The following is a 13,582-nucleotide window of genomic DNA, read 5'->3' as shown; positions in this document are numbered from 1 at the left end:
CTCGGGCGGCGCTGGCGGTCAGTGACGGGTAAGATGACCCTCAGCCCGCCTCAGGAAAACCCATGTCCCAAGCCATCATCCTCTTCGCCCACGGCGCCCGCGATCCCGAATGGGCTTCGCCGATGCGCCGGGTGCGCGCCGCCATCCAGGCCAAGGCGCCGCAACTGGCGGTCGAACTCGCTTTCCTCGAATTCATGGCCCCCGACCTGCCGGCCTGCGTCGCCGAACTGGCCGGGCGCGGCGCGCGGCGCATCCTGATCCTGCCGATGTTCATCGCCCAGGGCGGCCACCTGAAACGCGAAGTCCCGGAAATCGTCGCCCACCTGCGCGCCACCTGGCCGGCGATCGAGTTTTCGCTGGGCCGGGCGATCGGCGAGGAAGAGAGCGTCGTCCAGGCGATGGCCGCCGCGGCGCTCAGTGCATCGACGGCAGCGGGTGCGTCCGCTTGAGGTGCTCGTAGGTTTTCATCAACTCGATGACGCGCTCGTTTTCGCCGGCAGCCAGCGCCTGCTGCATGTTTTCGAGGATCATCGCGTGTAGTTGGTAGACGCCTTCCGGCGTGCCTAGCAGCACCTCGCTCAGTTCCGCGGCTATCGCCAGCGGCAGATGCTCGTGTTCGGCGATGGCTTCGATTTCGCCGCGATCAAGGTCGCAGTAATCGAGAACGTCTTGCATGGACAACATGGGATCTCCTCCGCGCAGAATCGGCTGTCGCCGCTGGTTTCTGTCTGTCCGCCTTGTCATCGTTGTCGGTGGAGGACTACTGCTTTAATTTATAGCAGCTTATCGCGGCCGGGCAAAGCCGCTCAGAAGGTCAGCGTTTCGGTTCCGTCTGCTGCTGTCTGGCGCAGGCGGCGCAGCAGCGGCCGCAGGTCGAGCCGGGTCTGCTGGCGCAGCGCCTGGGCACGTTTTTCCAGGTCGACGAAGGAAACCTCCACCGCTGGCGCGTCGCGGCCGAAAACGATGGTGTTGCCGCTGGCGCACTCCGGCAGCTGCAGGATCTGCCCGGAAAACGCTTCGCCAATGCGCTCGACGCTGCGTGCGAAACCCTTTTCGCGCAGCAGGTTGACGCAGAACAGGCCGGCGTCGTCGAGGTGGCTGCGGCAGGCCTGGTAGAAGGCCGGGGTGTCGAGCATGCCGGGGCGGCCGTCGGCGCCGAAGCCGTCGGAGAGGATGAGGTCGAAGCGACGTTTCGCGTTTTCCAGGTAGTCGGCGCCGCAGGCGATCTCGACCTGCAGGCGGCGCGGATCGTCGGGCAGGCGGAAGTACTGGCGGGCGACGAATTCCACTTGCGGATTGATCTCGACGACGGTGATCCGGCAATCGGGAAAGTTACGGTACAGGAACTTCGCCAGCGACCCGGCGCCGAGGCCAATCAACAGGACCCTGCGCGGCCAGCGCGGGGTGTCGCGCAAGAGCAAGCCGGCCATCATGTCGCGGGTGTATTCGAGCAGCAGCGACCACGGCCGGGCGACGCGCATGGCGCCCTGGATCCAGTCGGAGCCGAAATGCAGGCAGCGGATGCCATCCTCCTCGCTGATGTCGATGGCGTGGCGGGGCGGCGTCGGGCGGGATTTCATCGGGATGGCGACAGTGGGATGGCGCCCCCAGGTGGAATCGAACCACCAATTCGCCCTTAGGAGGGGCGTGTTATATCCATTTAACTATGGAGGCGTGCCGGTTTGGCGGGCAGGGGCGCATTGTACCGGCTGGCCGATCCTTGTGATAGATTGATCAGACGACAAATCATAAAAATGGAGACAAAATGCGGGGGTCATTTTCCAGTCGGCCGATTGCCCAGCAGTTGATCATCGCCCTGGTCGGCGCGCTGTTGCTGGTGTTTACGGCGATGACCGTGATCGTTCAACTGCGTGCCGACGGCGCTGCCGTGAGCGCCGCCGAAGAGAATCTGGGACACGAGGCGAAGCTGATGGCCGGTGCGCTCGATTCGCTGTTCGAGGCGGTGCGCGCCCGGGGTAACCGGCAGTCGGATTTCTTCCTGCGCTACCTCAACGGTACGCTGCAACCCGGCACCGAACTGGTTCGTACCGGCGATGTCGATTTACCGGTGGTTCGCCTCGGCAACGAGGTGCTCAACGGCAACGAGCGCATCCTCAAGGCCTTCCAGGCGCTGACCGGCGACGAGGCGGCACTGCTCGTGCTGCGTGACGGCAAGGTTTATCGTCTGAGCACGCTGCTGCGCGACAAGGCCGGCAAGCCGATGCACGGTGTGCCGGTCAAGGCCGACGATCCGGTGACGCTGTCGCTCCTCGCCGACAAGGATTACCAGGGCTTGGCGGTGCGCGGTGGCAAGTACTACTTCAGTACCGTGCGCCTGCTGCGCGACGCCAGTGGCAAGGCCTGGGGCGCCGTCTCCGTGCGTGTCGCGCTGGAAGATGAGCTGAAGCGCATCCGCGAGCAGTTCGGCAGCATTGTTGCCGGCAAGACCGGTTACGTTTACATCGTGCGACCGGTTGGCGACCAGGGCGACGGCGAGTTCGTCCTGCATCCGAAGTTCCAGGAAAAGCTGCTGTCCGAGGTCGATGTGCCGGCGACGGCCAAGAATGCCGTGGCCGAAATCCTGAAACGCAAGAATGGCGCTTATCGCTACCTGATGCCGGATGCCGACGGAAACGAGCGCGAGAAGATCGTCGTTGCCGCTACTTCCGAAGCCTGGGGATGGACGGTCGCCACCGGCAGCTGGCTGGAGGAGTACCTCGAGGAAAGCCACGCCCTGCGTAACCTGGTGATTGCGATCAGCGTCGGGGCTGCCTTGCTGCTTGCACTGCTGACCCTGATCCTGGTCAATTCGCGGCTGCGCGGCCTGTCGCAACTGGTGGGCGAGGTGGCCAAGGTCAGTTCCGGCGACCTGCGGGTCGAGGTGACCGATGCCAATCCGGACAGCCGCAACGAAGTGCACGCCATTGCCCATGCCTTCAACGAGATGGCACGCAGCATGCGCAAGCTGGTCAGCGGTGCGGCGCAGACCTCCGGGCAGGTCGGCAATGCCGCGCATGCCTTGCAGGATGCCGCGCAGAGCGCTCTGGAAAGCGCCGGCCAGGCCTCGCAGTCGGCCTCCGGCATCGCCGCCTCGGTCGAGCAGCTGTCGGTGAGCATCTCGCAGGTCGCCGACAACGCCAACCATGCGGCGCAGATTTCCGAAAACTCGAAGGCGGTCACCGCCAATGGCCGTCAGGTCGTCACCCGGACCATGCAGGAACTGGAACGGGTGGCCGGCGACATCGGTGAATCGGCGGTGCTGATCGAGTCGCTGGGCGAGCGTTCGAAGCAGATTTCCAGCGTCGTCGGGGTGATTCGCGAAATCGCCGAGCAGACCAACCTGCTTGCCCTCAACGCGGCCATCGAGGCAGCTCGGGCCGGCGAACAGGGGCGTGGTTTTGCCGTCGTCGCCGACGAAGTGCGCAAGCTGGCCGAGCGCACGGCGATGTCGACCCAGGAAATTTCAACGACGGTGGCGGCGATTCTGCAGGAGACCGCCAACGCCGTCGAACGCATGCAGACGGTCAGCGGCAACATGAGTAGCAGCGTCGGTTTGGCGCGCGAAGCCGGCGAAGCGCTCAACAGCATCGACGCTCGTGTCCAGGAAACAGTCGGGGTGGTCATGCACATTGCCGACGGCACCCGCGAGCAGAGCGCCGCCAGCCAGGAAATCGCCCGCCTCGTCGAACGTATCGCCCAGGTTGCCGAAGGCACCAACGAACGGGCGATCAGCAACCGGCAGCGGGCCCAGGAACTGGAACACCTGGCCAACGAGCTGCAGGCACAACTTTCGCGTTTCACCACCTGAGCGATTAGAATCCTGCCATTCCCATTACATCGGCGCCTCGCGGGGCGCCGTTTTCATTGCCGCCCATGCCCTACCTCAAACTCGCCGACGCCTGCCTCGCCTATGGTCACGTGCCACTGCTCGATCATGCCGAATTCCAGCTCGATCCCGGCGAGCGCGTCGCCCTGATCGGCCGCAACGGCACCGGCAAGTCCTCGCTGCTCGCCGCGCTCGCCGCCGGCTCCGGCAAGGGCCGGCTCGATGACGGCGAGGTCTGGGTGCAGCCCGGCATCCGCGTCGGCTATGTGCCGCAGGAGCCGCCTTTCGATCCGGCGCATTCGGTGTTCGAGGCGGTGATTTCCGGCATGGGCGAGACCTCGGCGCTGCTTGCCGAGTACCACGCGGTGTCGCACCGCCTGGGCGAAGGTGGCGATCACGAGGCGCTGCTGGCGCGCATGGCGCAACTGCAACAGGAACTCGAAGCGCGCGGCGCCTGGGCCTACGAGGCGCAGGCGGAAAAGGTCATCGCCCGTTTCGGGCTCGATCCGGAAGCGCAGGTCGGCAGCCTCTCCGGCGGCCAGAAGAAGCGCCTGGCGCTGGCCCAGGCGCTGGCCGTGGCGCCGGAAGTGCTGCTGCTCGACGAGCCGACCAACCACCTCGACATCGCCGCCATCGAATGGCTGGAAACGCTGTTGATCGAATCCGGCGTGACGCTGCTTTTCATCACCCACGACCGTTCCTTCCTCGACCGCGTCAGCACCCGCATCGTTGAACTCGATCGCGGCCAGTTGGCGAGTTTTCCCGGCAATTTCACGCAGTACCAGCAGCGCAAGGAAGCGATGCTGCATGAAGAAGCGCTGGCCAACGCGCGCGCCGACAAGCTGCTCAAGGAAGAGGAAGTGTGGATCCGCAAGGGCGTCGAAGCGCGGCGCACGCGCGCAGTGTTCCGCGTCCAGCGCCTCGACCGCCTGCGCGCCGAACGCCAGGCGCGGCGCGAGCGCATGGGCCGCGTCAACCTGCAACTGGAAAGCGGCGACAAGAGCGGCAAGCTGGTCGCCGAACTCGATCACGTCAGCAAGTCCTGGGGCGCGCGGGCGATCGTCAGCGATTTTTCGACGCGCATCCAGCGCGGCGACAAGATCGGCTTGATCGGCCCCAACGGCGCCGGCAAGACGACGCTGCTGAGGCTGATCCTCGGTGAACTGCAAGCGGACGCGGGGACGGTACGCCAGGGCACGAAGCTGGAGATTGCCTACTTCGACCAGTTCCGTACCCAGCTCAATCCGGATTCGACGCTGGCCGACGTGATTTCACCGGGTTCCGACTGGGTCGAGATCGCCGGCGCCCGGAAGCACGTCATCGGCTACCTGGAAGACTTCCTGTTCGCGCCCGAGCGCGCCCGTTCGCCGGTCAGCTCGCTCTCCGGCGGCGAACGCAACCGCCTGCTGCTCGCCCGCCTGTTCGCCAAGCCGGCCAACGTGCTGGTCCTCGACGAGCCGACCAACGACCTCGACATCGACACCCTCGAACTGCTCGAACAACTGCTCCAGGACTACGACGGCACGCTCTTCCTGGTCAGCCACGACCGCACCTTCCTCGACAACGTCGTCACCCAGACCATCGCCGCCGAAGGTGACGGCGTCTGGAAGGAATACGCCGGCGGCTACAGCGACTGGGCGAACTACCAGGCGAGCCTGGCCAAGGTCGCGGTCGACAAGGCAAAGAGCGAAGCCAGACCGGTGGCGAAGCCCGCTGAAGTGGTGAAAGCCAAAAACGACAAGCTGAGCTGGAAGGAACAGCGCGAGCTGGAGGCGCTACCGGAGAAGATCGCCGCGCTGGAAGCCGAACAGGCGACGCTGACCGCATTGCTCGAAGACCCCGCCCTCTACCAGCGCGACGCGCAGGCGGCGCAGCAGGCGTCGGAACGCCTGGCGGCAATCGACGACGAACTGATGGCCTTGCTCGAACGCTGGGAAGCGCTCGAAGCGCGCGCGGGGAACCCGAGCTGAAAGCGGCAATCGAAACGCCATGAACCTGCCCCGAACATCCTGGCGTACGCCGCTGCTGATCCTGATCGTCGGCGGCCTGATCCTCACTCTGTCGATGGGCGTGCGCCACACCGCCGGCCTTTTCCTGCAGCCGATGACGATGGCGCACGGCTGGAGCCGCGAAACCTTCTCCTTTGCCATCGCCATCCAGAACCTGGTCTGGGGCCTGGCCTCGCCGTTCGCCGGGGCTTTTGCCGATCGCCATGGTGCCGGCCGTACCGTGTTCGGCGCGGCGATTCTCTACGCGCTCGGTCTGGTGCTGATGGCGCAGGCAAGTTCGCCGCTCGCCTTCGACCTGTCGGCCGGCGTGCTGATCGGCCTCGGTCTGTCGGGGACGACCTTCGCCGTGATCATGGGCGTCATCGGCCGCCACACGACGCCGGAGCGGCGCAGCCTGGCGCTCGGCATCGCTGGCGCCGGCGGCTCCTTCGGCCAGTTCGCGGTGCTGCCGGTCGGCCAGGTGCTGATCAATGCCTGGGGTTGGCAGAGCGCGCTGGTCCTGCTCGCCTGCGGCGTCGGTCTGATCGCCCCGCTCGCCTACGCCATGGCCGACGGCCACAAGCCGGCCGCCGGCGGCGGCCAGTCGATCGGCGAGGCGCTGCGCGAGGCCACGACCCAGAAGAGCTTTCACTACCTGTTCTGGGGCTATTTCGTGTGCGGCTTCCAGACCGCCTTCATCATGCTGCACCTGCCGTCCTTCCTGGTCGACGGCGGCCTGAGCGCCAACGTCGGCATGACCGCGGTGGCGCTGATCGGCCTGTTCAACATCTTCGGTTCCTTCTTCTTCGGCTGGGCCGGCGGTCGCGGCAGCAAGAAGAATCTGCTGGTGACGATCTACGCGGTGCGCGGGGTGGCCATCCTGATCTTCATGCTGTTGCCGCTGACGACGGCCAGCGCCTGGGGCTTCGCCGCGGTGATGGGCATCCTCTGGCTGGGCACGGTACCGCTGACCAACGGCCTGGTGGCGCAGATCTTCGGCCTGCGCTACCTGTCGATGCTGGCCGGCATCGTCTTCCTTGGTCACCAGTTGGGCAGCTTCCTCGGCGCCTGGCTGGGCGGACGGATTTTCGACGAGACCGGCTCCTACGGCCTGGCGTGGACGATTTCCATCGTCCTCTCGGTGCTGGCTGCGCTCTGCTCCTGGCCGGTCAATGAAAAGCCGCTGCTGCGGCCGGCCTGCGCGTGAAAACGCAGTGGAAATCCGTGCTCGCCGGGGCCGGCATCGTCGCCTTGCTGATCCTGCTGGTGCTGATCTTCATGGCCTATCAGATGCCCGAACTGCTGCTCGACTGGGCCAACCTCAATTACTGCGGCTGATCGCCGGTGTTGCGTGTCGGTACGCCGAGATGCTGGCGAGTCGCCTCCGGGTTGAGGTTGAGCAGGTCGCCGATGTCGCGGTAGTCATCCGGTAGCGCCGGGTCGTCCCAGCCTTGCGCCGAATGCCGCGCCAGGCGGACCGCCAGCGAGACGTTGCGGACGCGCGGACTGTCGCTCTGGCTGTCGTCGATCAACAGGCTGAGCAATTCCGGCAGATGCCAGACCTTGCACAGGGCGAGCTGGATTTCCTGGAAAGTCAGGCCGAGCACCTGCTGCTGGGCGTCGGCGCTGCGCATCCCGGGGTTGGCCTGGAGCAGCGCCAGGATGCGTAGGCCCAGCGCCGGCGCGAAACACCAGACGAGGATTTCGGCGAGGTCGTGGAGCAGGGCGGCAATGCGCACTTCCTCCAGGTTCATATCGTGGCGCCAGATCGCCCAGTCCTGCGCGTAGTCGGCAGCGCGCTGGGCGCGGCGGATGATGTGGAGGACGCCGAGCAGGGCGTGCGGGTCGTAGCCGTGCAGCGTGTTCTCGATCGTCGGCAGGGCGTCGAAGCGGCGGAAGAAGGGCAACAGGCCGGACATCATCACGGCGCCGGCGATGGTGGCGATGTCATGCTGCAGCGAGCGGCCGCGGAAGGGCTGGATGTAGGCCAGCACGCGCACGGTCATGATCGGATCGCGCAGGATCAACTGGGCCAGTTCGCGGGCGTCGAGGGTGTCGAGGTTGGCGCGCATTTCGTCGAGCCGGCGCCGGGTGGCGCGCAGGACCGGCAGGCTGTTGTTGCTGAACAGCAGCACCCAGGCATCGCGGTCGGGCAGGGGGGCGTCGATCATGCGCATCTCGCTCGCGGAACGGGCGGCGGGCCCGGATGGCAGGCAGTGTAAGGGCCGGGCCGACGGCGGGCAAGCCTGCCGCCATGCGATAATCGGCGCCCTTGTCCATTCTTCCGTTTCGCCATGCGCTACCAGATCCTTCCCGTCACTCCCTTCGAGCAGAACTGCACCCTGTTCTGGTGCGAACAGACCCGTCAGGCGGCGGTGGTCGATCCCGGCGGCGATGTTGATCGCATCCTGGGCGCGCTGGCGGCCGAGGGCTTGACGCTGGCCAAGGTGCTGGTGACGCACGGTCACATCGACCACGCTGGCGGCGTTGCCGCGCTGGTCGCCAGAACCGGCGTGCCGGTCGAGGGGCCGCAGGCCGAGGACGCTTTCTGGATCGATGCCATGGGCCAGCAGAGCCGGATGTTCGGTTTCCCGGATACGGCATCCTTCACGCCGGACCGCTGGCTGAGCGACGGCGACAAGGTGCGTTTCGGCGAGGTCGAACTCGACGTACTGCACTGTCCCGGCCACACGCCCGGACACGTCGTCTTCTTCCATGCGCCGAGCCGGCTGGCGCAGGTCGGCGACGTGCTGTTCCAGGGCTCGATCGGGCGCACCGATTTTCCGCGCGGCGACCATGCGACGCTGATCGCCTCGATCAAGGACAAGCTGTTCCCGCTCGGCGACGACGTCGCCTTCATTCCCGGCCACGGGCCGATGTCGACGCTCGGCGAGGAGCGCCGCTACAACCCCTTTCTCAGCGGCCGCTTCGGCTGATCAGGCAGCGATGTTGATGCGCCCGGCCCACTGCAGGGCCTGCATCTGGGCGTCGCGGAAGGTTTCCGGGGAAATCGCCAGTTCGTCGAGCAGGCTGGCGGCAACCTCGTGGTTGCGCCGGTCGGCGGCGTCGAGCGCGCGCAGCAGCTTGCCGGCCGGGCCGGCGTGGTGAGCCAGGGCGCCATTGATCGCCGGCGCCAGCGGCAGTTGTTGCAGGATTTCCGGCATCGACATGTTGAGCAGGACATCGAGCAGCGAGAAGCTGCCGATCATGAAGGCACCGTCGCCGGTTGTGGCCGGTTCGGCCTCGGCGGCGAGGTTCTGCATCAGCAGTTCCATCAGCCGACCGCGCACCGCCGCCTTGTAGAGCAGCGGGTTGGGGTGGAGGTCGTTGTCCGGATCGGCATAGACCAGGAGTTGCAGCCAGCGCTGCAACTGGCGGCGACCGAGCATGTTGATCGCCTGGGAGAAACAGGTGATCGGCGTGCGCGGCGCCATCGCCGCCGAATTGACCAGGCGCAGCAGGCTGTAGGAGAGCTTGCTCTCCTGGCGGAAGACTTCGTCGAGTTCGGCGGTGTCGGCGTCCTGAGCGATCAGGGCGAGCAGCCTGAGCATCTTCTGGCGCGTCGTGTCGGCTTTCCGGCCGTTGGCGCTGCGCGTCAGCAGGTATTCACCGGTGCAGTAGGTACAGGCGTTGGCCAGCGCCCAGTCGCGGTCGCTGTGCGTTTGCACCTCGGTGGCGACGATCACCGTGCGCGTTGCCAGGCCGAGCAGGGTGTACGGTGGCTGGACGCGTGCCTGGCTGACCGGCAGCAGCAGGTAATCCCAGGCGCCGCTGGCCGGCAGTTTTTTTTCCGTGCTGGCGATCAGGGCCAGCTTGCGTTTCATCTGGCGCAGGGTGGCTTCAAGTTCCCCGGCATCTTCGCGGCCGGCGCGAAAACAGGGGATGATGCGTTCGGCACCGCTGGTGGCGAACGGCGTGGCGGTCAGGAACCAGGGCTGGCGGTGGTCGAAGCGGTCAAACAGCGGGTGGCTCGGGAGTGCCTGGCCGGTCGGGCTGGCCGTCGAGTCGTTGTTCTCGACAAAATAGGCGGCATGGCGGTCGTCATGGTCGAGCAGGGGATGGATGAAATCATAGCCGGGCATGGGCATGGCGGGCTTCTTGGTGGTGTTTTGCCGATGTTGGCGAATCTTAACCTGCAACAAGGCGGATCGTAGCGACGAATTTTCGGTTTTGGCCGGGGCTGGCCTTGTGGGATGATGCCGGCCATGATTCCCGACTACTGGGCCGAGGCAACGCGGGCGCTGGCTGCGTGCGATGCGCCGCTGGCCGCCCTGATCGAAACGCACGCCGGGGCCGCGCTGGCCTCGCGCGGCGACCCGTTCGCCACGCTGGCGCGCTCGGTGGTTGGCCAGCAGATTTCGGTGAAGGCCGCCGATGCGGTCTGGGGGCGCTTCGTTGCGCGCGTCGGCACGCTGTCGCCGGCGACATTGGCGGCCCTCGGCCGCGAGGGTCTGGCCGGTTGTGGCCTGTCGCAGCGCAAGATTGAATACCTGGCCGACCTCGCCGCGCATTTCCTCGACGGTCGTCTCGATCCCGATGGCTGGCACCGTCTCGACGACGAGACGCTGATCGTCGAACTGTGCCGGGTGCGCGGCATCGGCCGATGGACGGCAGAGATGTTCCTGATCTTCAACCTGATGCGGCCGGATGTCTTCCCGCTCGACGATATCGGCCTGCAACGGGCGATCGCCCAGCATTACTTTGCCGGTGCCCGACCCGGCCGGCGCGAACTGGCGAGCGTCGGCGAACGCTGGCGGCCGTGGCGTTCGGTGGCGACCTGGTATCTCTGGCGCAGCCTCGATCCGGTGCCGGTCGAGTACTGACGCATTGCCCTTCTGACCTTTGGGGTAAAATGCGCGCCAACTTCAGAATCGAGTAGTCCATGAAAATCAGTTTCCTCGATTTCGAGCAGTCGATTGCCGAGCTCGAAGCCAAGATCGAACAATTGCGTTTCGTCCAGGATGATTCCGCGGTCGATATCTCGGACGAGATCGGCCGCCTGGAAAAGAAAAGCGCCCAGCTGACCAAGGACGTCTACGCCAAACTGACGCCGTGGCAGATCTCGCAGGTCGCCCGTCATCCGCAACGTCCGTACACGCTCGATTACATCGAGCACATCTTCACCGACTTCGAAGAACTCCACGGCGACCGCGCCTTTGCCGACGACCACGCGATCGTCGGCGGCCTGGCCCGCTTCAACGGCGAGCCGGTCGTCGTCATCGGCCACCAGAAGGGCCGCGATACCAAGGAAAAGATCCACCGCAACTTCGGCATGCCGCGTCCGGAAGGCTATCGCAAGGCGCTGCGCCTGATGAAGCTGGCCGAGAAATTCGGCCTGCCGGTGATGACCTTCGTCGACACGCCCGGCGCCTATCCCGGCATCGGCGCCGAAGAGCGCGGCCAGTCCGAGGCGATCGGCCGCAACCTGTACGTGATGGCGGAACTCAAGGTGCCGGTCATCGTCACCATCATCGGCGAAGGCGGTTCCGGCGGCGCGCTGGCGATCGCCGTCGGCGACACCGTGCAGATGCTGCAGTATTCGACCTATTCGGTGATCTCGCCGGAAGGCTGCGCCTCCATCCTCTGGAAGAGCGCCGACAAGGCGCCGGAAGCCGCCGAAACCATGGGCATCACGGCGCAACGCCTGAAGACGCTGGGCCTGATCGACCGCATCGTCAACGAACCGCTCGGCGGCGCCCACCGCGACCACGTCGCGATGGCGGCCAACCTGAAGAAGGCCCTGCAGGATGCGCTCAAACAGCTTTCCGGCCTGCCGGTCGATGCCCTGCTGGCGCAACGCTACGAGCGCCTGATGAGCTATGGCCGGTTCAAGGAACAGCCTGCCGACTGAGCTGCTGCGGCGGGTCGGCGAGTTTGCCGCCGCCCGCATCGCTCCCGGGGCGACCGTCCATCTCGGCCTCTCCGGCGGGCGCGATTCCATCGTCCTGCTCGATCTGCTCAGTCGCCTGCCGCTCGCCGGCCGGCTCGCGGCGATCCACGTCAACCACGGCCTGTCGCCACGCGGCGATGCCTGGGCCGATTTCTGCCGCGGCGTTTGCGCGCGCCTGGGCGTGCCACTGACCGTCGTCCCGGTGGTCGTCGACCTGGCCGCCGGCCAGGGTCTGGAAGCTGCTGCCCGCGCCGCCCGCTACGCGGCCTTCGCCGCTTGTGCCGGCGCCGGTGGCACGCTGCTGCTGGCCCAGCATCGCGGCGACCAGGCCGAGACCGTCCTCTTCAACCTGCTGCGCGGTAGCGGCGTCGCCGGCGCCGCTGGCATGCGCGACGAACGCGACGGCCACGGTCTGCGCCTGCTACGTCCGCTGCTCGGCACGGCACGCGCGGAAATCGACGCCTACGCGCAGGCCCGGGGACTGGCCTGGATTGACGACGAAAGCAACGACGACACGCAGTTGTCGCGCAACTTCCTGCGCCACCGCATCCTGCCCGAACTGAACGCGCGCTTCCCCGGCGCCGAAGCGGCGCTTGCCCGGGCGGCCGGGCATTTCGCCGAAGCCGCCGAACTGCTCGATGCACTGGCCGAAGTCGACTGGCAGCGCGTCGCCGACGGCGACGCGGCGCGCCTGCCGCAACTGCGCCAACTGACGCCGGCCCGGATCAGGAACCTGCTGCGCTGGCGCCTGCGGCAACTGGGCTGGCAGCCACCGGCGGCCAGCCGTCTCGACGAGTTCGTCCGCCAGTTGCAGGACGCCGCACCCGACCGTCATCCTGAACTGCAACTACCGGCCGGCCGGATGCGCCTGAGCCGGGCCCGGCTGCACTGGTTGCCAGGCGGATAACAATTGCTTACCGCGCGCCTTTCCCCCGCCGGAAGCCTTCAGTTACAATCCCCGGATCACTTTTTTGTAAACAGGCCATGATTACCGGATCCATTGTCGCCATCGTCACGCCCATGCACGAGGATGGCAGCCTCGATTTCAACGCCCTGCGCAACCTGGTCGACTTCCACGTCCAGGAAGGTAGCGACGGCATCGTCATTGTCGGCACCACCGGCGAATCCCCGACCGTCGACGTCGACGAGCACTGCGAACTGATCCGCGTGACGGTCGAGCACGCCGCTGGCCGCATTCCGGTGATCGCCGGCACCGGCGCCAATTCGACGGCGGAAGCCATCGAACTGACGCGCTTCGCCAAGAAGGCCGGCGCCGACATGGCGCTGTCGGTCGTGCCCTATTACAACAAGCCGAGCCAGGAAGGTCTCTACCGCCACTTCAAGTCGATCGCCGAAGCCGTCGATCTGCCGGTCCTGCTCTACAACGTGCCCGGTCGTACTGTCGCCGACATGAGCAACGACACCATCCTGCGCCTCGCTGAGGTGCCCGGTATCATCGGCGTCAAGGACGCGACCGGCAACATGGATCGCGCCTACGACCTGATCCAGCGTGCGCCGGAAGGTTTCGCCCTGTACAGCGGCGACGACCTGAGCTGCGTGCTGTCGATCATGCTCGGCTTCCACGGCAATATCTCGGTCACCGCCAACGTCGCGCCGCGCCTGATGCACGAAATGTGCGTCGCCGCCGCCGCTGGTGACGTCGCGCGTGCCAAGGAAATCCATTTCCGCCTGCTCGGCCTGCACCGCGACCTGTTCTGCGAGGCCAACCCGATTCCCGTCAAGTGGGCGGTCAGCCGCATGGGCCTGATGCCCGAAGGCATCCGCCTGCCGTTGACGCCGCTGGCGGAAGCTGGTCAGGCACGTGTGCTGGCAGCCATGCGCCAGGCTGGTATCGAGGTATGAAAGAAAGCATGAAGA

Annotated in this window: 14 protein-coding genes and 1 tRNA gene; 10 read left to right on the top strand and 5 right to left on the bottom strand. The window is 66.3% G+C overall.

Translation table 11 applies throughout. From position 1 onward, the window contains the following. Window positions 1-62 precede the first annotated feature (62 nt). Window positions 63-449 (top strand): sirohydrochlorin chelatase, encoded by a 387-nt coding sequence (locus ACE3OV_RS12090; RefSeq protein ID WP_374327413.1) that lies wholly within the window; start codon window positions 63-65, stop codon window positions 447-449. Here ACE3OV_RS12090 and ACE3OV_RS12085 read toward each other — a convergent pair. The 3 genes from ACE3OV_RS12085 to ACE3OV_RS12075 form a co-directional block, all read right to left on the bottom strand. Beyond that, a complete protein-coding gene (locus tag ACE3OV_RS12085) occupies window positions 415-684 on the bottom strand; it encodes a hypothetical protein (RefSeq protein WP_374327412.1) in 270 nt (89 codons plus the stop codon). The genes ACE3OV_RS12090 and ACE3OV_RS12085 overlap by 35 nt on opposite strands. 122 nt (window positions 685-806) lie before the next feature. After that, window positions 807-1,580, bottom strand: a complete 774-nt coding sequence (locus tag ACE3OV_RS12080) for a fused MFS/spermidine synthase (RefSeq protein ID WP_374327410.1) — start codon at window positions 1,578-1,580, stop codon at window positions 807-809. Window positions 1,581-1,599: 19 nt separating this feature from the next. Next, a tRNA-Arg gene (locus ACE3OV_RS12075) sits at window positions 1,600-1,674 on the bottom strand. A gap of 91 nt (window positions 1,675-1,765) precedes the next feature. Between ACE3OV_RS12075 and ACE3OV_RS12070 the strand changes: the two genes are divergently transcribed. The 4 genes from ACE3OV_RS12070 to ACE3OV_RS12055 all read left to right on the top strand — a co-directional run bounded on the left by ACE3OV_RS12070 (window position 1,766) and on the right by ACE3OV_RS12055 (window position 7,152). Beyond that, entirely contained in the window at window positions 1,766-3,808 is a 2,043-nt protein-coding gene (locus tag ACE3OV_RS12070) for a methyl-accepting chemotaxis protein (protein WP_374327409.1), read from the top strand. A gap of 65 nt (window positions 3,809-3,873) precedes the next feature. Further along, window positions 3,874-5,796: an ATP-binding cassette domain-containing protein gene (locus ACE3OV_RS12065; RefSeq protein ID WP_374327407.1), complete on the top strand. Its 1,923-nt coding sequence runs from the start codon at window positions 3,874-3,876 to the stop codon at window positions 5,794-5,796. A gap of 19 nt (window positions 5,797-5,815) precedes the next feature. Beyond that, window positions 5,816-7,021 (top strand): MFS transporter, encoded by a 1,206-nt coding sequence (locus ACE3OV_RS12060; protein ID WP_374327406.1) that lies wholly within the window; start codon window positions 5,816-5,818, stop codon window positions 7,019-7,021. After that, window positions 7,018-7,152 (top strand): hypothetical protein, encoded by a 135-nt coding sequence (locus ACE3OV_RS12055; RefSeq protein ID WP_374327404.1) that lies wholly within the window; start codon window positions 7,018-7,020, stop codon window positions 7,150-7,152. Before ACE3OV_RS12060 ends, ACE3OV_RS12055 begins: the two co-directional genes overlap by 4 nt. Here ACE3OV_RS12055 and ACE3OV_RS12050 read toward each other — a convergent pair. Next, window positions 7,140-7,985, bottom strand: coding sequence for an HDOD domain-containing protein (locus ACE3OV_RS12050; RefSeq protein ID WP_374327403.1), 846 nt, complete (start codon window positions 7,983-7,985; stop codon window positions 7,140-7,142). The genes ACE3OV_RS12055 and ACE3OV_RS12050 overlap by 13 nt on opposite strands. 123 nt (window positions 7,986-8,108) lie before the next feature. Between ACE3OV_RS12050 and ACE3OV_RS12045 the strand changes: the two genes are divergently transcribed. Next, window positions 8,109-8,750 carry an MBL fold metallo-hydrolase gene (locus ACE3OV_RS12045; RefSeq protein WP_374327402.1) on the top strand — a complete coding sequence of 214 codons (642 nt, stop codon included), beginning with the start codon at window positions 8,109-8,111 and terminating at the stop codon, window positions 8,748-8,750. Here the strand turns inward: ACE3OV_RS12045 and ACE3OV_RS12040 are convergent, their stop codons facing one another. Then, window positions 8,751-9,902 carry an EAL and HDOD domain-containing protein gene (locus tag ACE3OV_RS12040; RefSeq protein WP_374327401.1) on the bottom strand — a complete coding sequence of 384 codons (1,152 nt, stop codon included), beginning with the start codon at window positions 9,900-9,902 and terminating at the stop codon, window positions 8,751-8,753. It abuts the gene before it with no gap. Window positions 9,903-10,019: 117 nt separating this feature from the next. On the opposite strand from ACE3OV_RS12040, the gene ACE3OV_RS12035 reads away from it, so the two are divergent. From ACE3OV_RS12035 to dapA, 4 genes are all read left to right on the top strand, one after another. Beyond that, on the top strand, window positions 10,020-10,637 hold the full coding sequence (locus ACE3OV_RS12035; protein WP_374327400.1) for a DNA-3-methyladenine glycosylase: 618 nt from the start codon (window positions 10,020-10,022) through the stop codon (window positions 10,635-10,637). A gap of 59 nt (window positions 10,638-10,696) precedes the next feature. Further along, window positions 10,697-11,665: an acetyl-CoA carboxylase carboxyltransferase subunit alpha gene (locus ACE3OV_RS12030; RefSeq protein WP_374327399.1), complete on the top strand. Its 969-nt coding sequence runs from the start codon at window positions 10,697-10,699 to the stop codon at window positions 11,663-11,665. Next, entirely contained in the window at window positions 11,634-12,611 is a 978-nt protein-coding gene (tilS, locus tag ACE3OV_RS12025; RefSeq protein ID WP_374327398.1) for a tRNA lysidine(34) synthetase TilS, read from the top strand. Before ACE3OV_RS12030 ends, tilS begins: the two co-directional genes overlap by 32 nt. A gap of 77 nt (window positions 12,612-12,688) precedes the next feature. Continuing rightward, window positions 12,689-13,567 carry a 4-hydroxy-tetrahydrodipicolinate synthase gene (dapA, locus tag ACE3OV_RS12020; RefSeq protein ID WP_374327397.1) on the top strand — a complete coding sequence of 293 codons (879 nt, stop codon included), beginning with the start codon at window positions 12,689-12,691 and terminating at the stop codon, window positions 13,565-13,567. Window positions 13,568-13,582: the final 15 nt, after the last annotated feature.

The organism is Azonexus sp., assembly GCF_041909095.1.
GTDB lineage: Bacteria > Pseudomonadota > Gammaproteobacteria > Burkholderiales > Rhodocyclaceae > Azonexus.
Note: the sequence above shows the minus strand (reverse complement) of the source record. Positions and strands in the feature narration are given on the sequence as shown.